Below are 22,300 nucleotides of genomic sequence, written 5' to 3'. Positions count from 1 at the left end.
GCAGTTGTTCGCCGTTGCATTTTCGTCGCCTGGGAAATCGAGCGCCGCGCGGGCGGCGCTCGGTCTCCCAGGCGATGAAGATCCTGATGCGGTAAGCTTTAAACCATGAACCTCGACACCCGCATCAAATACCGCCACCTGCTGTGCTTCCTGGAGATTGCCCGGCAGGGCAGCCTGGCCAGGGCTGCCGACGTGCTCGCCATCAGTCAGCCGGCCATCTCCAAGACCCTCAAGGAACTCGAAGACCTGCTGGAAGCGCGCCTGTTCGCGCGTAGCCGGCAGGGCGTCGAGCTTACCCCGGCCGGGACCCGTTTCATGCGTTATGCCGGGCCCAGCGTGCAAGCCCTGCGCGATGGCGTCAGCAGCCTGCGCGGTGAAGCGCGGGCGCCGTCGCAGGTGCGTATTGGCGTGCTGTCGACGGTCGAGGGCCTGCTCATGCCCGAAGTGCTGTGCCGCATGCACCAGCGCCATGAAGCGCTGGTCATCAGCGTGGCCACCGGGGTCAGCGCGCAGCTGCTCGGTCAACTGCGCCTGGGCGAGCTGGAACTGGTGGTCGGGCGTATGACTGACAGCCCGCAGATCCAGGGGCTGTCGTTCGAACACCTGTACAGCGAGTCGATGAGCCTGGTGGTGCGCCCGGGCCACCCGCTGCTGGCCAGCACGCCCGTCGAGCGGGGGCAGGTCGGGCGTTACCCGCTCGTGCTGCCGCCCGCCGGGACCACCATCCGCCAGCACGCCGACAGCCTGTTTGTGCAATGCGGCATCCAGATGCCGGCGCAGCGCCTGGAGACCTTGTCGCTGGCCTTGAGCCGGCGTTACGTGCTGGGCAGTGATGGCCTGTGGGTGGCACCGCGCGATGCCGTGCTGCTCGACCTGCGCCGAGGCGAGCTGGTCGAGCTTGACCTGGGCGTGCGCGAGCCCGGCGGCTCGGTTGGCATCTGCCGCAATGCGGCCTTGCCGCAGAGCCTGCCGGGGCAGTGGGTATGCGAGGTGCTGCGTGAGGTGGCGGCGCAATATCGGGAGCAGTCGTATCCGTGAGCATCGTGGCCGTTGAGCGTTTCCAGCTGAGAAACGCTCGCACGGATCACCCCGGTAGCAATCACGTAGCCCGCAAGGAGACCGCGATCACACAAGGCACTGTGGAGCCTCGGTCCTCTTCGTCACGGCCACTGAGCAACAGGCGTTGGTTAGGTGTATCGAGGGCGATCGACCCCGTCGATGTATAGAAGCCGTCCTCGGGTAGATGAGCGCCGAACGTGCCATAACCGTGAGGAGGGACGAAGGTGGTGTCAAATTTGCCGTCCGAGGTGAAGCGAAAGGCAAGAGAGTGGGTGTAGAACATGCCATAGCCGACCAGGCCGCTCGCTACCTCGACGCCTGCGTACCAGCCTCCGGGGCGGTCGAATACCAAAACGTTGCCGTCATTGAACTCTTTGGCTGGCTTGCCGGAATAGTCGATGCGGTAAACAGTCGGGTGGCTGATATCTGCATCGAGGGAGTAAAGTTCGCCATAAAAACTGAAGCGTTGAGAGAGGGCATCCACTGAAAAGCCATTGTTGATCACCCAAGGGTCCGACCAATGCTGGCCATGATCGCCAAAGGCATCATCCATTTTTCCGTCGAGGGTCAAGGCCGTAGTGACGCTGTACGCATCGCCGTTGCGCATCAGGTACAGGGGTAGTAGCAGACGCTCCGGGCCAGAGGGGAGCGTGAAACTGGCAATACCATCGATGATGTGATCCTGGGCATTTGGAATCAGCTTGAGCACATCAAGGACGCCATCAGTCGCAAAACGCTTCCATAGCGCGCCTTCGAGGTCGAGCGCGATCACCACCGGTTCGAACATCTGAGGCCCGCGACGCAACCCGCTGGCGAAAATTCGATCTTTCGCCAGTGCCACGTGTTCAAGCAGCAGCTCTTCTTTGATCACATCACGAATATCTACGAATCCTTTGCCTTGGCCAAATGTGAGGTCCGGTTCCCCCGAGGCAGTCAATTTCCAGAGGTGACTTGTTGATTCACCCTCCACGCCCTCCACGAGGGCAATGATCAGTAAATTCCCTGCAGCATCTTCAACGAGGCCGCTCAGCCTGCTGTAGGCAGCTTTTGGTACCTGATTGAAATCGAAGACGCCATCGCCATGGAAGCCGCTATCCAACCCCCCGTGTTCATTCAAGCACGCCACGAAGACCTTGAACTCATCGGTATTGGGGTTGCTACTCCTACCCATTACATAACTGCGCCCACGGCGTGTCCTGCTATTGATGACCCCATTACTATCGGCGCGAGACCCAGTTGCCTTTTCGAAGATACATGCAAGCCCGCCGACGCCATAATGTTGATCGATCGGCGCCTTCGGCAATGGAGTAGATGATGGGGCCGGACCGGAGGGGAACAGGGTTGAACGGTTAGGCTTTCGTGAGGCGTTCATGACATTTCCTTTGAAAAGGGTACATGCAGAGCGCGCGGCCGCAATGGCGGGTCACTCAGATTTGGCAAATTACGTTGCCTGGTCATTGGAAAGCAGGCTCGAGTTCGGCGCTACTGGCAGAAATGTCAGGTTTTTCGGCTTGCTCGCTGAGCCTTTTGTTGTTTAAAAAGGCTGTTGGCTGCGAGGCGCTGTCGCTGCGAATGGTCAATACTGGCCATTGCCTCGGAAGATTGTGAAGAAGCGCACTGCCTACTGAACTTAGTCCGTGAAACCCGCTCCTATGCCGGTAGCCATTGGTCATGGCCGCCTGCTAAGCTCGCGGCTTTACCCTGATTGCCCTTATGGCGCATGAACAAGGAATTAGCATGAAACAGCATCGTTTGGCGGCTGCGGTTGCCCTGGTAGGCCTGGTACTGGCTGGCTGTGATCAACAGGCCAGCAGCCCCGAGCTGAAGACTCCGGCGCAGAAAGCCTCCTACGGTATCGGCCTGAACATGGGCAAGAGCCTGGCTCAGGAAGGCATGGAAGACCTTGATTCGAAATCGGTCGCTCTGGGCATCGAAGACGCGGTTGGCAAGAAAGAGCAACGCATCAAGGATGAAGAGCTGGTAGAGGCGTTCACCGCCTTGCAGAAACGTGCCGAAGAGCGTCTGGCCAAGGCCAGCGAAGAAGCCGCCTCGGCCGGCAAGAAGTTCCTCGAAGAAAACGCCAAGAAGCCTGGCGTGGTCACCACTGCCTCGGGCCTGCAGTACGAAGTGGTCAAGAAGGCCGATGGCGCGCAGCCCAAGCCGACCGACGTGGTCACTGTTCACTACGAAGGCAAGCTGATCGATGGCAAGGTGTTTGACAGCTCTGTGGAGCGTGGCAGCCCGATCGATCTGCCGGTCAGCGGTGTGATCCCGGGTTGGGTTGAAGGCCTGCAGTTGATGCACGTCGGCGAGAAGTACAAACTGTTCATCCCGGCTGAACTGGCTTACGGCGCACAAAGCCCAAGCCCGCTGATCCCGGCAAACTCGGTACTGGTGTTCGACCTGGAACTGATCGCCATCAAGGACCCGGCCCAACTGCAAGGCGCTGAGCCGGAAGCCGAGGCTCCAGCTGAAGCACCTGCCAAGTAACACTGGCTGGTGCTCGCCAAACGCCCCGTTCTGACGGGGCGTTTTCGTTTTTGGCGATTGGACGAACCTGCGACAACTGATACTGTCCGAGAAAATGCAGTGTGTAGATGTAGGATGTTTCTGACGCAAATCGTTTGCGGTCCGGCATCCACGGCTTGAAACGGCTGTGTAAAAAACGCCCGATCTGACCGTGGCCCTTGCCTGGCAGGCACCTGGGGTCAGAAACGTACCCCTGTTCACAAGGTTATCCACAATAAATGTGGATAACCTGTTCCGCCTGGAGGCTCCATGAGCGCACCTTGGAATTTTGCCCGTTTCCTGCCCTTGGCCGAGCGCCTGCTAAGCCGTGGCCGGCTGCCGGCCCTGCTGTTTGCAGTGGCCCGCAAAGGCCCGCGCCTCGGCCAGCTGCGTGAGGACGTGAAGCTGCTGCAGTCGCTGTGCCTGGCGTGGTGGCGCGGCGAGTATCGCGCCATTAGCCCCAAAGCGCTGGTCACCATTGTGGCCGGCTTGTTGTACTTCGTCAGCCCCATCGATGCCATCCCCGACTGGTTGCTGGGCGTGGGTTTTCTGGATGACATCGCCGTGCTGGGCTGGGTGTTGAAGACTGTGGCCGATGAACTGGCGCGCTTCAGGGCCTGGCGCGACAGCCAGGCACCCGAGCGGTTGCGCGTGGTCGAGCGCCTGCCAGCGACCCCGCAAGCGCTGGGCCTGGAGCGCAATACGCAGTGAAATCAGCCTGAATTGCTCCTCAACCGGACAGACCCCGGAGTTGGTAATATAATTGGCATAAGGGTTATGCCTACGGATTACATGCTGTAATCCTTTTTTAAGGGGTTTGTAATGGGTATTCAGGTCATCAGCCGGGACGGTCAACCCGAGTACGCCGTCGTTCCCTGGGAGCAGTACCAGGCACTGCTCAAGGCAGCAGGGCAGGCGCCTGCCGAGGCGGTTGCCACTGAAGATGCCGGCTCCGCTGCCGTGGCGCCCATGCCGGCGTTCAGTGAAGTAGGGCAGATCCGCCAGGCCAAGGGCATAGCCCCTGAGCAACTGGCGCGCAATGTCGGGGTGAGCCCGGCGTATCTGGCCATGATCGAGTCGGGCGAACGTCAGCCGGATGCTGCCATCCGACGCGCCTTGGCTTGGCACCTGGGGGTGGCTGGCTGGAGCGAGCCATCATGAGCCAGGTCAGGATCAGCCGTCAGCACTGGGAGAACCTGCTGGGCGAGCTTGACCTGGCCCGACGTCAACGTCACTTGCTGACCTACCGAGCGCTGATCGAGCGACTGCAACTGCCCAGCCCCGCCATGCAGACGCTGACTGCCGCGCTGGAGTACCTGGCAGTGCTGGATGCCCGTGCCGAGCAGCCGTTGCGCAGCTCGCTGGTAATCAGCCAGGGCGCCAGCCGTTTACCGCGCACCGGCTTTTTTGAATGTGTCGAACGGCTGGGGCGGTTTGCCGGGCCGGTCGATGGAATGGAGGCGGCCTCCTGGCATGCCTCCGAGGTGGCTCGGGTGTTCGAGTACAGCTACCCCGAAACCGCCTGATGGGGGCCTGTTCTGGCCCTGTCGCCGGCAAGCCAGCTCTCACAGGCACACCCCATCACTCAGAGCCTGTGCTGTACCTGTGGGAGCTGGCTTGCCGGCGATAGGGCCAGGGCAGGCAAACCATGCCGGTGGATCAATCCACAACCTTTGCCGTCAGCATCCACCACCTCCAATGCCTCCAGGTGCCGATGCCGCTCAAACAACTCCAGCAACTGCCCAAGCGTGGCGTTGAGCCGCACTGTCGGTTGCTCGGCCAACGGCACGCTGCCCAGCGCCGGTAACGGCCAGCTTTCCCGTACGCCCAGCTCTTGCGGGCGCCCCAGCAGGTAGCCCTGCACCAGGTCTACCCCCATCTCGGTCAGCACTGCCAGCTCCTCTGCCAGCTCGATGCCTTCGGCAATCACCTGTGCCTTCGATGCCCGGGCAATCTGCAAGATCGAGCCAACGAACTCGCGCTTGAGCGGGTCGCGGTGAATACCGTCGATGAAGTGGCGGTCGATCTTCACGTATTCAGGGCGCAACTCCGACCACAGGCGCAAGCTTGAATAGCCCGCGCCCAGATCGTCGAGGGCTATTGAAAAGCCCATGTCACGGTAGTGGTGCAGCGCATTTGACAGCAGCTGGAAGTCGTCGGTCGGGGTGTGCTCGGTCAGCTCGATTACCACCCGGCTGGGCGGCAGGCCGACCTGCTCCAGCAGCTTCAGGGTGAGGCCGGACGGGTAGTGCGGCTCCAGCAGCGATTCAGGCGAGATGTTGAGAAACAGCTTGCCCTGCAACTGCTGTTCGCTAAAGCGCCGGCAGGCACTTTCCCGGCAAGCGGCTTCCAGCTCGGTGAGGCGGCCGGCCTGGCGGGCGATGCTGAACAGGTTCAGGGGGGCATGCAGCGGGCTGTTGGACGGCCCGCGGCTCAGCGCTTCATGGCCGAAAACCCGTTGCTCGCTCAGGCACATGATCGGCTGAAACAGACTGTGGATGCTGCGTTGAGCCAGGATGGCACTCAAGGCACTGAGCTGTTCGGCGACGGTCATGACGTATTCCTGAAAATGAAAGGGCCGGGCATTTGCATGCCCGGCCACCGTATTTCACGACAGCGCGATGACTGTTTGATGACAGGTCGCACTATTTTGCCATCACTGCCGACTCGCCTTACTTCTTGGCCACCTTGGTGCTGGCGCTGAGGTAGTCGATCAGGATACGACCGGTTTCCGAAAGGTAGGCGTCGTCTTCCGGCTTGGTGTTTTCGTCCTCGACCGGCAGCGCGTCCTCGTCCTCTTTTTTCAGCTCTTTGAGCGGCTCTTCACCCTTGGCCTTGCGGCGGATGTTCTCCAGCGCCAGCTGTTTGGCTTCGATTTCGTCGTGGCGTGCACGGCGGTCCTGCTCGTTCAGGCTGACGGTTTTTTCGGTCATCAGCTTCTGCGTCAGGGCAAGGCGGTCGCGAATGTAGGTGAACTCGGCATCCTTGTCGCTGCGCGCTTCATGTTGCGCCTTGAGCATGGCCAGGTAAGGCTTGAACGGGTCCGCCGCCGGCTTGACTACCGGGCGGATGGTGTCCCACGGCATGGCTTCGGGCAGAGCGCTCTCGCCGATTTCCTTGGTATCGATGATCGACGGGTAGTCGATGTCCGGCAGTACGCCCTGATGCTGGGTGCTCTGCCCGGAAACCCGGTAGAACTTGGCCAGGGTCAGCTTCAGCTCGCCATGGTTGAGCGGCTGGATGGTCTGCACGGTGCCTTTGCCGAAGGTCTGGCCCCCGATGATCAGTGCGCGGTGGTAGTCCTGCATGGCACCCGCGAAGATCTCTGACGCCGAGGCCGACAGGCGGTTGACCAGCAACGCCAGTGGGCCTTTGTAGAAGGCACCCGGGTTTTCGTCTTCGAGCACGTCTACGCGGCCGTCGCTGTTACGCACCAGCACGGTCGGGCCTTTCTCGATGAACAGGCTGGTCAGCTCGGTGGCTTCCTGCAGGGAGCCGCCGCCGTTGTTGCGCAGGTCGATGACCACGCCGTCGACTTTCTCTTTCTGCAGTTCGGTGAGCAGTTTCTTCACGTCACGCGTGGTGCTCTTGTATTCCGGGTCACCGGCGCGGTAAGCCTTGAAGTCGAGGTAGAAGGCCGGGATCTCGATGATACCCAGTTTGTAGTCACGCCCGTCCTGCTTGAGCTTGAGCACCGACTTTTTCGCCGCCTGCTCTTCGAGTTTTACCGCTTCACGGGTGATCGACACGATCTTGCTGGTCTGGTCGCTCGGCGCATTGCTGGCGGGGATGACTTCCAGGCGTACCACCGAGCCTTTCGGGCCACGGATCAGCTTGACCACCTCGTCCAGGCGCCAGCCGACAACGTCGACCATCTCCTTGTTGCCCTGGGCCACGCCGATGATCTTGTCGGCCGGTGCTACCTGCTTGGTCTTGGCTGCCGGGCCTGCCGGCACCAGGCGTACGATCTTGACCTGGTCGTTGTCGCTTTGCAGCACCGCGCCGATGCCTTCGAGCGACAGGCTCATGTTGATGTCGAAGTTTTCCGCGTTGTCTGGCGACAGGTAGTTGGTGTGCGGGTCATAGGACTGGGCGAACGTGTTGATGTAGGCCTGGAAGATATCCTCGGCACGGGTCTGGTCCAGGCGCGCCAGCTGATTCTTGTAGCGCTTGATCAGGGTTTCCTGGATCTGCTTGGGTTCCTTGCCGGCGATCTTCTGGCGCAGCACCTCGTCCTTGACGCGTTTGCGCCACAGGTCGTCGAGCTCGGCCTGGTCCTTCATCCACGGGGCGTCCTTGCGGTCGATCAGCAAGGTTTCCTTGGCGGTGAAGTCGATCTTGTCCACGCCTTTGTTCAGCTCGGCCAGGGCGAAGTCCAGGCGCTGCTTGACACGGTCCAGGTAGCGTTTGTAGATGGTGAAGCCCGGGTCCAGATTACCGCTCTTGAGGAAATCGTCGAATTGCGTTTTCCACTTGTCGAATTCGGCAATGTCGGCAGCGGTGAAGTAGCTGCGCGCCGGGTCCAGCAGCTTGATGTAGCTGTCGTAGATGATGACCGAGCGGGCATCGTCCAGCGGCGGCTTGCTGTAGTGGTGGCGCTTGAGCAATTCCACCACGTTGAGGCTGGCGACGATCTCGTCGCGGTCCGGCTGCAGGCCGTCCCACTTGTTGGCGGCCGCTGCATTGCCGCCGAGCGCGAGGCTGCCCAGGCCGATCATTACAGCGAGGGCGGTGCTTGGGAGGAAATGCTTCATGCTGATTCGACGTGGAGGCAATTGATCACGCATAGTAGGCCGTCTTTTCCGTTGCCGGTTCCATGGAACCGGGCAAATACTGCAAAAAGCCTGGGGTGTGCGTTCCCCAGGCCCAGTCATGATTCAACTATGGAGGCACTGTGAAGGCATTGCAAGGCGTTGACGGACATGTGGAGTGGGTCGAGGCCGAACGCCCGGCCTGTGACGCGGGCCAAGTGCGCATTCGCGTGGCTGCTGCGGGCCTGAACCGCGCCGATCTGCTGCAGATGAAAGGTTTGTACCCGCCACCGCCAGGCGCCAGCCCGTACATGGGCCTTGAATGCGCCGGGGTGGTCGAGGAAGTGGGCGCCGGCGCCGACTGGCGCGTGGGCGACCGGGTGTGCGCACTGCTGGCCAGTGGCGCCATGGCCGAGGAGGTGGTGGTCGATGCCCGTCATGTACTGCCGGTGCCCGAAGGGCTCAGCCTGCATGAAGCGGCAGCCTTGCCGGAGGTGTATGCCACTGCCTGGCTGAACATCTTCCAGCTGGGGGGTGTGACGGCCGGTGAGAAGGTGCTGGTGCATGCTGGCGCCAGTGGCGTTGGCTCGGCTGCCATCCAGCTGTGCAAGGCATTCGGCAGCCCGGTGTGGGTCAGCGTCGGCTCGCCGGATCGCCTGGCCTATTGCGAGGCGCTGGGCGCTGCGGGGGGTGTGGTACGTAACGAGAACCTGGATGCACTGGAAGGTTTCGGGCCGTTCGACGTGATTCTCGACCCGGTGGGCGCCAGCTACGGCGAACTCAACCTCAAGCTGCTGGCCCGTGACGGGCGCTGGGTGATCATCGGCCTGATGGGCGGGCGCAAGTTTGAGCTGGACTTGGCCCAGGTGCTGGGCAAGCGCCTGGAAATTACCGGCTCAACGCTGCGCAACCGCGATGACGGCTTCAAGGCCGAGTTGCTGCGTGAGCTGCAACAGCAAGTGTGGCCGCTGTTCGCCGAAGGGCGTTTGTCACCCCAGCTGGTCGATACCTACCCGGTGGAGTTTGCCCAGGCGGCGTATGCCGAGCTTGAGACCAACCAGGTGTCGGGCAAGCTGGTAATGGTGATCGACCCAAGCCTGGTGTAAGCAGGCCCGGCCCCTTCGCGGGCACGCCCGCTCCCACAAAGACCCCACAATGTCTGAGCGTGTGGTGATACCTGTGGGAGCGGGCGTGCCCGCGAAGAGGCCCACACAAATCTTCAGGACCAGCTAAGGATCGGCCAGCCATTGGTCTGGGCATGCTCGCGCAACACCGCATCCGGGTTCACCACATGCGGGTGATCCACCTTCAGCAGCAGCGGCAGGTCATTGCGTGAATCGGAATAGAAACTCGCTCCCTCAAGGTTCTCCTGCTCCTGATCCAGCCATTCCAGCAGCCGGGTGATCTTGCCTTCGCGGTAGGTCAGTACCCCGTGAGTCTTGCCCGTATACACCCCGTTCACCGCCTCTAGCTCAATCGCCAGGTATTCATCCACCCCCAGCCGTGCCGCAATCGGCCCGACGAGGTGCGTCCCCGAAGCGGAAATGATCAGAATGCGGTCCCCACGCTGGCGGTGCTCGGCAATGCAGCGGCAGGCGTCGCCAAAGATGATCGGCTCTATCACGTCTTCTACCCACGGCTCCACCAGGTGCTCGACTTCTTCCAGGGTACGCCCGGCAATCGGTTCCAGGCTGAAGGCCATGTACTCCTCCATCCGCAGGTGGCCCTTGCCATAGGCCTCCATCAGTTCATGGTCGCGGCGCAGGAACGCTTTGCCGTCTACCCAGCCCAGCCGGGCCATCTGCTCGCTCCACAGCGACGCGCAGTCACCGTGGATCAAGGTTTCGTCCAGATCGAAAATTGCCAGTGCCATTGTGTTGAATCTCCTTAAGCCACTTCCCGCAGCGCCGTGGGGTCGATGGACAAGCTTACCCGTTTCCCGTCCCCGTGCAGGTCGGCCGGCGAGCGGTTGAGCACGTCGACCACCAACTCCACCTCGCGCACGTTTACCCGGTAGCGGATCACATTGCCCAGCAGGCTGTGGCTGCGGACTTCGGCATCCAGTTCGCCGTTGACGCCCAAGGTGATCGACTCTGGGCGGATCGCCAGGCGGCTGGTGACCGGGCGCTGCAACAGGCGGCTGGCGCTTTCGGCGTCGAGCAGGTTGTAGTTGCCGATAAAGCCGGCGGCAAACAGGTCCACAGGCGCTGTGTAGAGGGTTTCGGCATCGCCGCTCTGGACGATACGCCCCTGGTTCATCAGGAAGATGCGGTCGGACAGGGTCAGCGCTTCTTCCTGGTCGTGGGTGACGAAGATAGTGGTTAGCCCCAGCTCGCGCTGGATGGCACGAATCTGCTCGCGCAGGTGTTTGCGAATACGCGCATCCAGTGCCGACAGCGGCTCGTCGAGCAGCAGCAGGCGCGGGCGGGTAACCAGTGAGCGGGCCAGGGCCACGCGCTGGCACTGGCCGCCAGACAACTGGTGCGGGTAGCGCCCGGCAAAGTTGCCCAGCTCCACCAGCGCCAGCACCTCACGGACACGGGCCTGGCTTTCGTCGGCCTTGACCTTCTGCATGCGCAAGCCAAACGCCACGTTCTGTTCCACGGTCATGTTGGGGAACAGCGCGTAACTCTGGAACACCATGCCAATGCCACGCTTCTGCGGGCTCAGCGGCACGATGTCGTGGCCGTCGAGAAGGATCTGCCCGCTGTCCACCGGCGTCAGCCCGGCGATGCAGCGCAACAGGGTGGACTTGCCGCAGCCGGACGGGCCCAGCAGGGTCACGAACTCGCCGCGCTCGATGTGGCAGTCGATGTTCTCGAACACCGGGCTGCCGGCGTAGCTTTTCTGCAGGTTCTGTACGCTGACGAAGCTCATGTCAGGTCTTGTCCTTGTTCAGGCGGTTGGCGACCCAGGTCAGTACCAGCACGAAGGCGAAGTACGAGATCACCAGTGCGCTGTTGAAGTGGCCGCTGCTGTTGCGCATGTTGTTCAGGTACACCTGCAGGGTCTCGTAGCGGGTGCCGACCAGCAGGTTGGCGAACACAAACTCGCCGAACAGGAACGAGAACGACAGCAGTAGCGCCACCATCAGGCCCTTGCGCAGGTTGGGCAGCACCACCAGCAGCGCTGCCTGCCAGGTGCTGGCGCCGAGTAGCTGGGCGGCGTCCATCAGGTCGCGCAGGTTGATTGCCTGCAGGTTGTTGGTAATGGCCCGGTACATGAACGGCAGGGCAATGGTGAAATAGCAGCCGATCAGGATCCACGGCGTGCCCACCATGGCCATCGGCCCGCTGCCATACAGTTGCAGCAGCCCCACCGAGGACACCACCGGCGGTACCGCGAACGGTAGCAGGATGAGCATGTTCATCAACGCATCGAGCCGCGGGAAGTGGTAGTGCACCACGAACAGCAGCGGCAGGATCAGCACCACCGACAGCAGCAGCGCGCCCAGGCACACCAGCAGCGACTGGCCGAAGGCGGCGAGGAAGCGCGGCTCACTCCACAGTGCCACGTACCATTTCAGGGTCAGGCCGCTGGGCAGCAGGCTGGCCGACCAGCTGGTGGCCAGCGAATAGAGCAGGGTGCCGGCCAGTGGCAGCAGCAGGATCAAGAACAGCAGGTAGACCACAACGCGGTGGTACCAGCCGCCGGAACGGGCGTCAGCGCGCATGGTAGCTCCTCTTCAGCAGCCATTGATGCACCACCGTGACCAGCGTCATCAGCCCCACCAGCACCATGGCCAGGGCGCTGGCCAGGTTCGGGTCGAGGCTGATGTCCCCGGCTACCAGGCCAGCGATACGGATCGGCAGTACGTTGAAGTTGCCGGTGGTCAACGCGTACACGGTGGCGTATGCACCGAGGGCGTTGGCCAGCAGGATGACGAAGGTGCCCAGCAGTGCCGGGGTGAGCACCGGCAGGCCGATGTGCCGCCAGTATTGCCAGTGGTTGGCGCCAAGCAGGGCGGCCGACTCGCGCCAGTCTTCACGCAGGGCGTCGAAGGCGGGGTAGAGCAGCAACACACCCAGCGGGATCTGGAAGTAGGTGTACACCAGGATCAGCCCGCTTTTGGAATAGATACTGAAGTCTTCCAGCAGGCCGACCTGCTTCAGCAGCAGTGTCAGCGCGCCGTTGAACCCGAGCAGGATGATGAAGGCGAACGCCAGCGGCACGCCGGCAAAGTTGCTGGTCATGTTGGCGAAGGCGCTGACGAAGTCGCGCAGCTTCGAGTCCACCTGGCGCAACGAATAGGCGCCAAGGGTGGCGATGACGATGCCGAACAGGCTCGACCAGAAGCTGATCTCCAGGCTGCGTTGTATGGCCTGCAGGTAGAACTTGGAGCTGAACACCTTGCTGAAGTTTTCGACGCCCCAGCCGGCTTCCGATTGCACGCTGTTGATCGCCACCCAGGCCAACGGGGCAATCTGGAAGATGACGAAGAACACGGCAAACGGCAGCAAGCAAAGCAGGGCCAGGTAGCGGCCACGGGCGCCGCTGCGCTTGGGTGTGGTCACTTCAGCAGCTCCCGGCACACGGTCTTGTCGTGGGCAGCGCCCAGCAGCTCGCATAGGGTGCCGCACAGCTCGGTCTGCAGCGGCTTGGCCGCCGGGTCCAGGCTGAAGGCGTCACCAAAGACGAACAGCGGCACTTCGCGCTCCTCGGTCAGCAGGCCGTTGTGCGAGCGGTCGTTGTTCATGCCGTGGTCGGCGGTGACCATTACCTGATAGCCCTCTTCGAGCCAGCCTGGCAGGTAGTCGGCCAGCAAGATATCGGCGCTGCGCGCTGCGTTGCGGTACTGGCTGCTGTCCAGGCCGTGGCGGTGGCCGACATCGTCGATGCTCATCGGGTGCACCAGCAGGAAGTTGGGGGCATGGCGACGGCGCAGGTATTCGCCATCCGCCAGCAGATGCGAATCGGGGTAACGGTCGTCCCAGTAGAACAGCCCATGCTGGATCGGCAGCTTCGGCGCGTGGGTATGGCGGTCGCGCTGGGGGTCGAAAGGCGAGCGGTTGTACAGCTCACTCATCCAGTGATAGGCCGCCGCTGCGGTGCCCAGGTTGGCTTCGCGGGCGTAATGAAACACGCTGCGCTGGTTGGACAGGCGGTTGACGTTATTGTGCACGATGCCGCTGTCGATGGGCGGCACGCCGGTGAGGATGCATTCGTACAACGGCCGTGACAGCGACGGCAGCTCGCATTCCACGCGGTACAGCGCGGCGCGGTCGGCCTCGACATAGGCATGCAGGTGGCCCATGGCGTGGTGGGCGACCTGATAGTTCAGGCCGTCTAGCAGGACCAGGATGACGTTGTGTTGCATGGTGGCTCCAGTCATAAACCGCGTTGGCTTCTTCGCGGGCATGCCCGCTCCCACAGGGTTTTGCACGGCCTCTGTGGGAGCGGGCGTGCCCGCGAAGGGGCTGGGTCAGGCACTAGGCAAGCTAGCCGTTTATTCCATCTCGATGATCACTTGCTCCTGCCACATCTGTGGCAGTTTCTTCGAGGTGGCTTCCCAGGCTTCGGCATTCTTGATCGGCTGGGCAGCTCCGTATTGCTCGTTAGGCAGCAACTTGGCCTGCACATCCGCCGGCAGCTTCAGGTGCTCGGCACGGATGGGCCGGGCATGCCCCTGGGCCAGGTTGATCTGCCCGGCATCGCTGAAGATGTATTCACGGGTCAGTTTGGCCGCGTTGGGGTGCTTGGCGTATTTGTTGATGACCGTGGTATAGCCGGAAATCACCGAGCCATCCGACGGGATCAGCACTTCAAAGCGCTTGGGGTCGATCTGTTCACGGTAGCTCAAGCCGTTGAAGTCCCACACCACGCCGACTTCCACCTCGCCTTTCTCCAGGGTCTGGATGGTCGGGTTGGCCAGCGACAGGCGCTTTTGCTGGGCCAGTTTGGTGAACAGTTGCAGGCCGGGGGCCACGTTGCTTTCATCGCCTTTGTAGGCGATGGCGGCGGCAAGCACGCCGTTGGCGGCCTGGGCGGCAGTGCCGACGTCGCCGATGGCGACCTTGTACTTGCCTTTTTCCAGGTCATGCCAGGTTTTCGGCCGTTCCTCTTCCTTGACCAGGTCCTTGTTGATGATGAAGGCAATGGTGCCGGTATAGGCCAGCGCCCAGTGGCCGTCCTTGTCCTTGGCCCACTCCGGCACCTGGTCCCAGGTGCTTGGCTTGTATGGCTGGCTCACGCCCTTGGTCACCGCGATAGGGCCGAAGGCGGCCCCCACATCGCCAATGTCGGCGCTGGCGTTGTCCTTCTCGGCTTCGAACTTGGCAAGTTCCTGTGCCGAGCTCATGTCGGTGTCGCTGTGTTTGAGGCCGTATTTGCTGGCCAGGTCTTCCCAGGTGCCTTTCCAGTTGGCCCAGGCATCGGGCATGCCCACGCTGTTGACGGTGCCTTCCTTGCGGGCGGCATCTTCCAGGGCCTTGAGGTCCTCGGCCATGGCCGAGGTACAGAACGCGATGGCCGAACCGAGCAGTGACGCCATGAACAACTTTTTCATCCGTAGCTCCTTGGGTGGGTGCCTTTAACCGATCGTTGTTATGAGTGAAGCCGTTGCCTGGAACCTTTGGTCTAGGTCAGCAAACCTTGAGCCAAGGTAGGCCGCTTGCGTGACAATTTGATGTAGGGAAGGGCCCGCCAAGGTGTCGACGGGCTCCTGGCAATACAGCGTAGACCATGGTGAACCCCCGGTTTTGCGGGGCTGGCCCGATTCTGGCAGTACCCCGTCGGCAGCCTTGTCACAGGATGTTCATCAGCCCTGCCTAGGCTTGCACTATTCTCCAAGTGCCCTGTTCTGGGGCTGGACTAGTCCAGATAGGTAACCATTCATGCAGCCGATGCCACCGCGTGCGGTAACAGCCATCTGCCATGCCCTGCTGGAGCAAATCGAGCACGGCCTGCTGGCGCCCGGCGGCAAGCTGCCGGCCGAGCGCAAGCTCAGCGAGGTGTTCGACACCACGCGCATCACCCTGCGTGAGGCACTGGCGCAGCTGGAGGCCCAGGGCCTGATCTACCGCGAAGAGCGTCGCGGCTGGTTCGTCGCGCCCGAGCGGCTCACCTACGACCTGATCGAGCGCAGCCACTTCCATGCCATGGTGCGCGATCAGGGGCGTGTGGCCACTACCGAACTCCTCTCGGCACGGCTGCAGCCAGCGTCGGCGGCCATCTGTGCCCGCTTGCAGCTACCGGCGTTGTCCAGCGTGGTGCGAATCTGCCGCTTGCGGCGAATTGACGGGCGCGCGGTGCTGTATGCCGAGCACTACCTGAATCCCCGTTATTTTCCGGGCATTCTCGAACAGGACCTGGCGCAGTCGCTGACCGAGATTTATGGGCGGGTGTATGGCATCCGGTACGGGCAGGTATGCTTCGAGATCTTGCCGACGGCATTGCCGGTGGAGGCAGCAGGGGCGTTGAAGGTGTCGGTGGGCAGCCCGGGGCTGCACATTACGCGGGTCAACAGCGACCAGCATGGGCACCTGATCGACTGTGACCTGGAGTATTGGCGGCATGATGCCATCCGCATCCGTGCACAGGCCGGTTGATCTTGGATTCTGGGCTGCTTTGCAGCCCATCGCCGGCAAGCCAGCTCCCACCTTGATTGCATTGGCTTCAGGCCCTGTGCAGTGCCTGTGGGAGCTGGCTTGCCGGCGATCGGGACCTAACTGGAGGAACCGGATTCCGCTATCCCACCTCCACCAGCAGTCACCACCTGTACCGACAACCGCGGCGTCGCCAGGTCCAGCCCGGCTTCATCCAGCTGCCGCTTCAGCGCCAGGTTGAACGCCCGTGACACTTCCCACTGCTTGATCGGCGCGGTCTTGAACCGGGCCCGCAAGATCGCCGACCCCGATTCGAAACTCTCCACGCCTTGCAGCTCCAGCGGTGACCAGATGTTGCGGCGCATCAATGGGTCATTGCGCAGCTTCTGCCCCACCTCGCGAACCAGCGTGATCGCCTGGTCGATGTTCATGCTGTGCGGGACCGCAACGCGGAAGATCGCGTAGCCAAACTCCCGCGAGTAGTTCTTGATGCTCTTGATCTCGCTGAACGGGATGGTGTGCACGATGCCGTCGATGTCCCGCAGGCGCACGGTACGGATGGTCAGCCCCTCTACCGTGCCCAGGTGCCCGCCCACGTCCACGTAGTCGTCGATGGCCAGCGAGTCTTCGATGATGATGAACAACCCGGTGATCAGGTCGGCCACCAGCGATTGCGCACCAAAGCCGATGGCCAGGCCGATCACACCGGCACCGGCCAGCAGCGGGGTCACGTTCATGCCCATGTTGGCCAAGGCGACAATCACCGCAATGATGAAGATGACCACGAACAGCACGTTGCGGATCAACGGCATCATGGTTTGCGCACGAGCGTTCGCCAGGCCCCGGCGCGAACGCACCAGGGCGTGGTGCACGGCGGTGTCGGCAAGGATCCACACCAGCCAGGCGACGATCAGCGTGCCGGCCAGGCCCAGCAGGCGCAGGCTCACTTCATGGCCGTCGCCCTCGGCAAAGCCGATCATCGACAGGCCCCACACCCGCAGGCCCAGTTCGATGAACACCAGCCAGATGAACAGGTGCACCAGCAGGTAGCCGAAGTTGCGCAGGCGTTCGGCATACACCGCCTGGCGCTTGTTGGCGCGTTTGGGGTTGGCGGCGTGGCGGCGCACCAGGCCGTTGAGCACCATGCACACCACCACCAGCACCGTGCACATCAGCGACTGGCGCAGGGCGGTGCTGGTGTCACCGGCCGAGACAAAGGTGGCGAACAGCGAAATGGCCACCAGGATCAGCGCCGGTATGAACCAGAAGCTGCCGAGGATCTCGATGGTGTCGCTGAGGGTTCGCCGGGTCAGGCGCCGTGCCAGCGGCTGGTTGCGGATCAGGTGGGCGATGGGGCGGCGGAAGCGCAGGATGAACAGCCCGGTGCACAGTGCGGCGATGACGTTGGCCAAGGTCGCCAGGGCATGGGCCAGGTGGGTCCCCAGTGCGACCAGCATGCGCGGGTCGCTCATGGCCTCGCCAAACGCTGCGAAGCTGCCGATCAGCCACAGCGGGCGAAATGCCTGATGCCGCAGGATATGCAGGGCGCGGTGGCGGTGCGGGCCGTCGAGCAGCGAGAAGGCGATCACGCAGATGGCCGAGAAGCAGGTGCCGACGACCAGTGCGTAGGCCAGCACCATGGCCAGCGATTTACCCAGTGACGGTGGCAGCACAACGCTCAGGTACACGGTGAACACCAGCGCCACCAGCCAAGGGCCGAGCTTGCGCAGGGCAAAGCGCACCAGGTCCCAGGTACGCGGGTGCTGGGGCAGTTCTTCGCTCAGGCCAAAGCGCAGGCGTATCCGGTGGCCGACCCAGTTGAAGGCGTAGGCCAGCACGCTCCACACGGCAATGACGGCGGCAAAGCCGAACAGGATCGCCGGCCACTGGTGCACCGGCACTACCAGGTCGGTCAGTTCGGCTTGGGCTTGTTCGATTTCTGCCGCCCAGCGGTGAAACGGGCTGGCATCGCCGCTGAACTGTTTTTCAAAATCATGCAGCGCGCCGCCAATCAGGCCGAGCACGCCCTGTTCCACGCTGGGCTGCGATTGCCTGGTGGCGTCGCGCAGCTTTTTAAGATCGGCCAGCAGCTTGGCCCGCTGCTGGTCGTTTTCCAGGTTCTTGATCACTTCGTCCAGCGACTTGCCCAGCGGCTCGGTAGCCTCCGGTTGCGCGGGCGCACTGCCGCCCAGCAGGCCGGGCAGGCCCGCTGCCTGTACCGGAGTGATGAACAGCAGCAGGAGAAGGAACAGGTAACGCAGGAGGGCAGGCACGGGCAAATCTACCTCAGGTCAAACGATTGACCGAGTGTAGAGGTTTATGTCGGCAGTTTCTCGAGGATCTTCCAGCAGGTGAGGCCAAAGATACCCAAGGTGCCGATCCACATCATCAGTACACCGATATTGCGCTCGCGCATGCTGAAGCCAATGGTCAGCAGCAGCAGGAACAGGAACACCGGCACGAACAGTGACAGGAACGGTGACATGGACAGCAATCCTTTTGCAGTGGGGCCATGTAACAAGCATAGCGCTTGGCAAGCGAGGCGGGATTGACCTTGAGCAGGCCCGGCCTCTTCGCGGGCTTGCCCGCTCCCACAGGTTCAGCGCAGTTCCCGAAGGTTGTGCGGTCCCTGTGGGAGCGGGCGAGCCCGCGAAGAGGCCGGGCCTGCTTACATCAAGGCAGCTCGCGGCTTCGGTAGAAGGCAGTCAGTACCTTCACCAGGTGCGCCAGGTCGTGGCTGCCGCACAGTTCGCGAATGGAATGCATGGCAAAGGTCGGCAAGCCGATATCCACCGTGCGCACGCCCAGGTGGCTGGCTGTAATCGGGCCGATGGTCGAGCCACAGCCCATGTCGCTGCGCACCACAAAGCTTTGTACCGGCACTTCCTCGGCCATGCACAGGTGGCGGAAGAAACCGGCGGTTTCGCTGTTGGTGGCGTAGCGCTGGTTGTTGTTTACCTTGATCACCGGCCCGGCGTTGAGCTTGGGCCCGTGGTTGCCGTCGTGCTTGTCGGCGTAGTTGGGGTGTACGCCGTGGGCGTTGTCGGCCGACACCATCAGCGAGCGCTGGATGGTGCGCACGTAGGCGTCGCCATCGGGCAGCAAGCGCTGCAGGGTCTGCTCCAGCATCGGGCCGTCGGCGCCGCAAGCCGAGCTGCTGCCGACTTCTTCGTGGTCGTTGCACACCAGTACGCAGGTTTCGTCACTGTCGGCGGCCAGCAGGGCTTGCAGGCCGGCGTAGCACGACAGCAGGTTGTCCAGGCGCGCCCCGGCGATGAAGTCGCCGTTCAGGCCGACCAGCGCGGCGTCCTGGGTGTCGTAGAAACTCAGTTCGTAATCCAGCACCACGTCTGCGATCAGCTCGTGCTCGCGGGCCAGTTGCTCGGTGAGCAGGGCGCGGAAGTCGATACGCTCATCACCCGCTACCTGAGCCAGGATGGGCGGCAACTCGTTCTGCGGGTTGATCGCCCAGCCTTCATTGGCAGTGCGGTTCAGGTGGATGGCCAGGTTGGGGATGATCGCGATCGGCAGCTTGAAGTCGATCAGCTGGCTTTCAACTTTGCCGTCACGGCGGTAGGTGACACGGCCGGCCAGGGAAAGGTCACGGTCGAACCATGGCGCCAGCAGGGCGCCGCCATACACTTCCACACCCAACTGCAGGAAGCCCTGGCGCTGCAGCTCGGGCTGCGGCTTGACGCGCAGGCACGGGCTGTCGGTGTGGGCACCGACCATACGGATACCGTTGAGCAACGGTGCCTGCTTGCCCAGTTTGATGGCGATGATCGACGAGTCGTTACGGGTGACGTAGTAGCGGCCGCCAGGCACGGTGGCCCAGCTGTCGCGCTCGTCCAGGCGCTGATAGCCTGCAGCTTCCAGGCGTTGGGCCAGGCTGGCGGTGGCGTGGAAGGGCGTGGGGGAGGCCTTGAGGAATTCGATAAGGCCAGTATTCAGTGCATCGCGCATAGCTCACTCCAGACAGCAGTGGCGCGAGTTTAACGCACAATGTCGACAATATGTGTCTGCCTCTTCGCGGGCCTGCCCGCTCCCACCGGTACTGCACACATTTCCAACGCAGGGTCATCCCTGTGGGAGCGGGCGAGCCCGCGAAGAGGCCGGGACAGCCAGCCGAAAATCAGAAGGGCGCGGGGCACTCGAACTTCAACCGCTCACCGGACACCGGGTGGGTAAAGCTCAACATGGAGGCATGCAGGCACAGCCGCTCATGGGCCGCCAGTGCTTCGGGGTTGGCATACAGCCGGTCACCCAGCAGCGGGTGGCCGATCGACAGCATGTGCACGCGCAACTGGTGCGAGCGCCCGGTGATCGGCGTCAGTTCTACCCGGCAGTAGTCACCGCAGCGCTCGACGATGCGCCAGAAGGTCAGCGCATGTTTGCCCTGCTCGTGGTCCACCACATGCCGTGGCTTGGTTGGCGGGTCGTAGCGCAGCGGCAGGTCGATGCTGCCGCTGTCCAGTGCCGGTTGGCCCCAGCACAGTGCGGTGTAGGCCTTCTCGGTTTCGCGGTCGTGGAACTGCCGCGACAGCTCGCGGTGGCTGTCGGCATCGCGGGCCAGCAGGATGATGCCGGAGGTTTCCCAGTCCAGGCGGTGCACGATAAGCGCGTCGGGGTAGCCGTTTTCCTGCAGGCGGGTAATCAGGCAGTCCTTGTTATCCTCGGCGCGGCCGGGCACCGACAGCAGCAGGGTCGGCTTGTTGATCACCAGGATGGCGGCGTCTTCGTGCAGGATCTGGATATTGGACAGCGGCATTGCATGGTCTCTGTTAAATCGGGAGAAAAAAGCGGGGCCGCTCTGCGGCCCATTCGCGGCACAAGGCCGCGCCTACAGGGGAACGCGATCCCTTGTAGGCGCGGCCTTGTGCCGCGAATGGGCTGCAAAGCAGCCCCGGCTTTCAGCCAGATCAGCGATCCGGCAGGGTGATGTTCAGCTCCAGAATCGAGCAGCTGCCTTGGTTTTCCAGCTCGATGTGCACGTCATCGTTGCCGATGTTCACATACTTGCGGATCACTTCCAGCAGTTCTTTCTGCAGCGCCGGCAGGTAGTCCGGCTCGCTGCGTTGGCCGCGCTCGTGCGCCACGATGATCTGTAGACGCTCTTTCGCTACCGACGCGCTGGTCTGTTTCTGTCTGCCACGAAAGAAGTCAAAAAGGTTCATGGTTTACTTGCCTCCAAACAGTCGCGCGAAGAATCCTTGCTTCGGCACTTCGATGAACCGCAGGGGCTTTTCTTTGCCCAGCAGGCGGTCGACGGTATCGCTGTACGCCTGGCCAGCGTCGCTCTGGTCGTCGAGGATGACCGGGATACCCTGGTTGGAAGCCTTGAGCACGGCCTGAGACTCGGGAATCACGCCCTTGAGCTTGATCGCCAGGATCTCTTCGACGTCGGCGATGCTCAGCATTTCGCCCTTTTCCACGCGCTCGGGGTGGTAACGGGTGATCAGCAGGTGTTCCTTGATGGGCTCTTCGCCTTTTTCGGAGCGACGCGATTTGCTCGACAGGATGCCCAGCATGCGATCGGAGTCACGTACCGAGGACACTTCGGGGTTGGTGACCACAATGGCTTCGTCTGCGAAGTACATGGCCAGGTGTGCGCCTTTCTCGATACCGGCCGGCGAGTCGCAGATGACGTAGTCGAAGGTTTCCTTCAGCTCCATCAGCACCTTTTCCACGCCTTCCTGGGTCAGCGCGTCCTTGTCACGGGTCTGGCTGGCGGCCAGCACGAACAGGTTCTCAAGGCGCTTGTCCTTGATCAACGCCTGCTGGAGGTTGGCCTCGCCGTTGACCACGTTGACGAAGTCGTACACCACGCGGCGCTCGCAGCCCATGATCAGGTCGAGGTTACGCAGGCCCACGTCGAAGTCGACGATGACGGTCTTGTGGCCACGCAGTGCGAGGCCGGTACCAATGGCGGCGCTGGTGGTGGTCTTGCCCACACCCCCCTTGCCGGAAGTAACCACGAGAATCTTGGCCAAGGTGTTTCACCCCTAAAATAAGTCGGGACACGTGTCCCGGCAAAAAGCATAAAAACGGCAACAGTTAAAAAAGTTGCTCTGAAAATGACGGCAAGTATCCGTTAAAGACGGGTGATGTTCAACACATCACCGGACAGGCTGACTTGCACACCGGTGCCCCACAGAGGGTCGCGGCGCAGGTCTTCGCAAACCTTGTACTGGCCTGCGATGGAGACCATTTCGGCGGTCATCTGCTGGCAGAAGATACGCGCTTTGGTGTTGCCTTTGATGCCGGCCAGGGCGCGCCCGCGCATGGCGCCGTACACATGGATGTTGCCATCGGCCAGAAGTTCCGCGCCCGGGCTGACCGAGGCGGTAACGATCAGATCGCCACCTTGCGCGTAGATCTGCTGGCCGCCGCGCACTGGCGCGGTAATGATCCGGGTCGGGCGCACCTCGGGCTCGGGGG

At 62.4% G+C, this 22,300-nt stretch carries 23 protein-coding genes; 7 read left to right on the top strand and 16 right to left on the bottom strand.

All coding sequences use genetic code 11. The annotated features are described in order from the left end of the window. Positions 1 to 105 precede the first annotated feature (105 nt). On the top strand, positions 106 to 1,038 hold the full coding sequence (gene pcaQ / locus AC07XM_RS24295) for a pca operon transcription factor PcaQ (RefSeq protein ID WP_016485305.1): 933 nt from the start codon (positions 106 to 108) through the stop codon (positions 1,036 to 1,038). A gap of 61 nt (positions 1,039 to 1,099) precedes the next feature. Here the strand turns inward: pcaQ and AC07XM_RS24290 are convergent, their stop codons facing one another. Further along, positions 1,100 to 2,431 (bottom strand): hypothetical protein, encoded by a 1,332-nt coding sequence (locus AC07XM_RS24290; protein ID WP_256596973.1) that lies wholly within the window; start codon positions 2,429 to 2,431, stop codon positions 1,100 to 1,102. Positions 2,432 to 2,796: 365 nt separating this feature from the next. Here AC07XM_RS24290 and bamJ point away from each other — a divergent pair, with 365 nt between their 5' ends. From bamJ to AC07XM_RS24270, 4 genes are all read left to right on the top strand, one after another. Further along, on the top strand, positions 2,797 to 3,549 hold the full coding sequence (bamJ, locus tag AC07XM_RS24285) for a BamJ family beta-barrel-assembly machinery protein (RefSeq protein WP_102689979.1): 753 nt from the start codon (positions 2,797 to 2,799) through the stop codon (positions 3,547 to 3,549). Between the two features lie 288 nt (positions 3,550 to 3,837). Next, positions 3,838 to 4,278 (top strand): YkvA family protein, encoded by a 441-nt coding sequence (locus tag AC07XM_RS24280; protein WP_016485308.1) that lies wholly within the window; start codon positions 3,838 to 3,840, stop codon positions 4,276 to 4,278. Between the two features lie 111 nt (positions 4,279 to 4,389). After that, positions 4,390 to 4,728: a helix-turn-helix domain-containing protein gene (locus tag AC07XM_RS24275; RefSeq protein ID WP_016485309.1), complete on the top strand. Its 339-nt coding sequence runs from the start codon at positions 4,390 to 4,392 to the stop codon at positions 4,726 to 4,728. Further along, positions 4,725 to 5,093, top strand: a complete 369-nt coding sequence (locus AC07XM_RS24270; RefSeq protein ID WP_016485310.1) for a hypothetical protein — start codon at positions 4,725 to 4,727, stop codon at positions 5,091 to 5,093. The genes AC07XM_RS24275 and AC07XM_RS24270 overlap by 4 nt, the downstream gene beginning before the upstream one ends. Before the next feature lie 59 nt (positions 5,094 to 5,152). Here the strand turns inward: AC07XM_RS24270 and AC07XM_RS24265 are convergent, their stop codons facing one another. Both AC07XM_RS24265 and AC07XM_RS24260 read right to left on the bottom strand, forming a co-directional pair. Continuing rightward, positions 5,153 to 6,121 (bottom strand): EAL domain-containing protein, encoded by a 969-nt coding sequence (locus AC07XM_RS24265; protein ID WP_023047312.1) that lies wholly within the window; start codon positions 6,119 to 6,121, stop codon positions 5,153 to 5,155. Between the two features lie 118 nt (positions 6,122 to 6,239). Next, positions 6,240 to 8,321, bottom strand: coding sequence for a carboxy terminal-processing peptidase (locus tag AC07XM_RS24260; protein ID WP_016485312.1), 2,082 nt, complete (start codon positions 8,319 to 8,321; stop codon positions 6,240 to 6,242). Between the two features lie 140 nt (positions 8,322 to 8,461). On the opposite strand from AC07XM_RS24260, the gene AC07XM_RS24255 reads away from it, so the two are divergent. Then, positions 8,462 to 9,424: an NAD(P)H-quinone oxidoreductase gene (locus tag AC07XM_RS24255; RefSeq protein WP_102689978.1), complete on the top strand. Its 963-nt coding sequence runs from the start codon at positions 8,462 to 8,464 to the stop codon at positions 9,422 to 9,424. Positions 9,425 to 9,537: 113 nt separating this feature from the next. Here the strand turns inward: AC07XM_RS24255 and AC07XM_RS24250 are convergent, their stop codons facing one another. From AC07XM_RS24250 to AC07XM_RS24225, 6 genes are all read right to left on the bottom strand, one after another. Then, complete coding sequence (locus AC07XM_RS24250; protein WP_016485314.1) at positions 9,538 to 10,191, bottom strand: HAD family hydrolase; 654 nt, start codon at positions 10,189 to 10,191, stop codon at positions 9,538 to 9,540. Positions 10,192 to 10,205: 14 nt separating this feature from the next. Further along, positions 10,206 to 11,195: an ABC transporter ATP-binding protein gene (locus tag AC07XM_RS24245; RefSeq protein WP_016485315.1), complete on the bottom strand. Its 990-nt coding sequence runs from the start codon at positions 11,193 to 11,195 to the stop codon at positions 10,206 to 10,208. Position 11,196: 1 nt separating this feature from the next. Beyond that, complete coding sequence (locus AC07XM_RS24240; protein ID WP_016485316.1) at positions 11,197 to 11,991, bottom strand: ABC transporter permease; 795 nt, start codon at positions 11,989 to 11,991, stop codon at positions 11,197 to 11,199. Beyond that, positions 11,981 to 12,832, bottom strand: coding sequence for an ABC transporter permease (locus AC07XM_RS24235; protein WP_016485317.1), 852 nt, complete (start codon positions 12,830 to 12,832; stop codon positions 11,981 to 11,983). The genes AC07XM_RS24240 and AC07XM_RS24235 overlap by 11 nt, the downstream gene beginning before the upstream one ends. Continuing rightward, positions 12,829 to 13,635 (bottom strand): alkaline phosphatase family protein, encoded by an 807-nt coding sequence (locus AC07XM_RS24230; protein WP_016485318.1) that lies wholly within the window; start codon positions 13,633 to 13,635, stop codon positions 12,829 to 12,831. Before AC07XM_RS24230 ends, AC07XM_RS24235 begins: the two co-directional genes overlap by 4 nt. Before the next feature lie 129 nt (positions 13,636 to 13,764). Further along, complete coding sequence (locus tag AC07XM_RS24225) at positions 13,765 to 14,823, bottom strand: ABC transporter substrate-binding protein (protein ID WP_016485319.1); 1,059 nt, start codon at positions 14,821 to 14,823, stop codon at positions 13,765 to 13,767. Between the two features lie 328 nt (positions 14,824 to 15,151). On the opposite strand from AC07XM_RS24225, the gene AC07XM_RS24220 reads away from it, so the two are divergent. Then, positions 15,152 to 15,865, top strand: coding sequence for a UTRA domain-containing protein (locus AC07XM_RS24220; protein WP_023047315.1), 714 nt, complete (start codon positions 15,152 to 15,154; stop codon positions 15,863 to 15,865). Between the two features lie 116 nt (positions 15,866 to 15,981). On the opposite strand, the gene AC07XM_RS24215 is transcribed toward AC07XM_RS24220, so the two are convergent. From AC07XM_RS24215 to minC, 7 genes are all read right to left on the bottom strand, one after another. Continuing rightward, a complete protein-coding gene (locus AC07XM_RS24215) occupies positions 15,982 to 18,135 on the bottom strand; it encodes a mechanosensitive ion channel family protein (protein ID WP_024717884.1) in 2,154 nt (717 codons plus the stop codon). A gap of 44 nt (positions 18,136 to 18,179) precedes the next feature. Beyond that, the gene (locus AC07XM_RS24210; RefSeq protein ID WP_012271002.1) at positions 18,180 to 18,347 is read right to left on the bottom strand and encodes a hypothetical protein; all 168 of its coding nucleotides are present in this window, start codon (positions 18,345 to 18,347) and stop codon (positions 18,180 to 18,182) included. 188 nt (positions 18,348 to 18,535) lie between these two features. Then, positions 18,536 to 19,825: a M18 family aminopeptidase gene (locus AC07XM_RS24205; RefSeq protein ID WP_060518720.1), complete on the bottom strand. Its 1,290-nt coding sequence runs from the start codon at positions 19,823 to 19,825 to the stop codon at positions 18,536 to 18,538. Between the two features lie 169 nt (positions 19,826 to 19,994). Continuing rightward, a complete protein-coding gene (locus tag AC07XM_RS24200) occupies positions 19,995 to 20,630 on the bottom strand; it encodes an RluA family pseudouridine synthase (protein WP_011532730.1) in 636 nt (211 codons plus the stop codon). 151 nt (positions 20,631 to 20,781) lie between these two features. Beyond that, positions 20,782 to 21,036 (bottom strand): cell division topological specificity factor MinE, encoded by a 255-nt coding sequence (minE, locus tag AC07XM_RS24195; protein ID WP_003252572.1) that lies wholly within the window; start codon positions 21,034 to 21,036, stop codon positions 20,782 to 20,784. 3 nt (positions 21,037 to 21,039) lie between these two features. Beyond that, positions 21,040 to 21,852, bottom strand: a complete 813-nt coding sequence (gene minD / locus AC07XM_RS24190) for a septum site-determining protein MinD (protein ID WP_016485323.1) — start codon at positions 21,850 to 21,852, stop codon at positions 21,040 to 21,042. Between the two features lie 101 nt (positions 21,853 to 21,953). Beyond that, positions 21,954 to 22,300 (bottom strand): septum site-determining protein MinC (gene minC / locus AC07XM_RS24185; RefSeq protein WP_102690344.1); only part of this gene is annotated, 347 nt, incomplete at its 5' end.

The sequence above is a fragment of the Pseudomonas sp. GW460-LB5 genome (genome assembly GCF_059423245.1).
The sequence above is the reverse complement of the archived record's forward strand: the minus strand, read 5'-3'. Positions and strand labels throughout refer to the sequence as shown.

Coding starts and splice junctions, on each gene's coding strand:
- AC07XM_RS24205 (WP_060518720.1), bottom strand. CDS start 19,825: ATGCGCGATGCACTGAATACTGGCCTTATCGAATTCCTCAAGGCCTCC.
- AC07XM_RS24210 (WP_012271002.1), bottom strand. CDS start 18,347: ATGTCACCGTTCCTGTCACTGTTCGTGCCGGTGTTCCTGTTCCTGCTG.
- pcaQ (WP_016485305.1), top strand. CDS start 106: ATGAACCTCGACACCCGCATCAAATACCGCCACCTGCTGTGCTTCCTG.
- AC07XM_RS24230 (WP_016485318.1), bottom strand. CDS start 13,635: ATGCAACACAACGTCATCCTGGTCCTGCTAGACGGCCTGAACTATCAG.
- AC07XM_RS24275 (WP_016485309.1), top strand. CDS start 4,390: ATGGGTATTCAGGTCATCAGCCGGGACGGTCAACCCGAGTACGCCGTC.
- AC07XM_RS24220 (WP_023047315.1), top strand. CDS start 15,152: ATGCAGCCGATGCCACCGCGTGCGGTAACAGCCATCTGCCATGCCCTG.
- AC07XM_RS24245 (WP_016485315.1), bottom strand. CDS start 11,195: ATGAGCTTCGTCAGCGTACAGAACCTGCAGAAAAGCTACGCCGGCAGC.
- AC07XM_RS24240 (WP_016485316.1), bottom strand. CDS start 11,991: ATGCGCGCTGACGCCCGTTCCGGCGGCTGGTACCACCGCGTTGTGGTC.
- AC07XM_RS24265 (WP_023047312.1), bottom strand. CDS start 6,121: ATGACCGTCGCCGAACAGCTCAGTGCCTTGAGTGCCATCCTGGCTCAA.
- AC07XM_RS24260 (WP_016485312.1), bottom strand. CDS start 8,321: ATGAAGCATTTCCTCCCAAGCACCGCCCTCGCTGTAATGATCGGCCTG.
- AC07XM_RS24225 (WP_016485319.1), bottom strand. CDS start 14,823: ATGAAAAAGTTGTTCATGGCGTCACTGCTCGGTTCGGCCATCGCGTTC.
- AC07XM_RS24250 (WP_016485314.1), bottom strand. CDS start 10,191: ATGGCACTGGCAATTTTCGATCTGGACGAAACCTTGATCCACGGTGAC.
- bamJ (WP_102689979.1), top strand. CDS start 2,797: ATGAAACAGCATCGTTTGGCGGCTGCGGTTGCCCTGGTAGGCCTGGTA.
- AC07XM_RS24200 (WP_011532730.1), bottom strand. CDS start 20,630: ATGCCGCTGTCCAATATCCAGATCCTGCACGAAGACGCCGCCATCCTG.
- minE (WP_003252572.1), bottom strand. CDS start 21,036: ATGAACCTTTTTGACTTCTTTCGTGGCAGACAGAAACAGACCAGCGCG.
- AC07XM_RS24270 (WP_016485310.1), top strand. CDS start 4,725: ATGAGCCAGGTCAGGATCAGCCGTCAGCACTGGGAGAACCTGCTGGGC.
- AC07XM_RS24280 (WP_016485308.1), top strand. CDS start 3,838: ATGAGCGCACCTTGGAATTTTGCCCGTTTCCTGCCCTTGGCCGAGCGC.
- AC07XM_RS24290 (WP_256596973.1), bottom strand. CDS start 2,431: ATGAACGCCTCACGAAAGCCTAACCGTTCAACCCTGTTCCCCTCCGGT.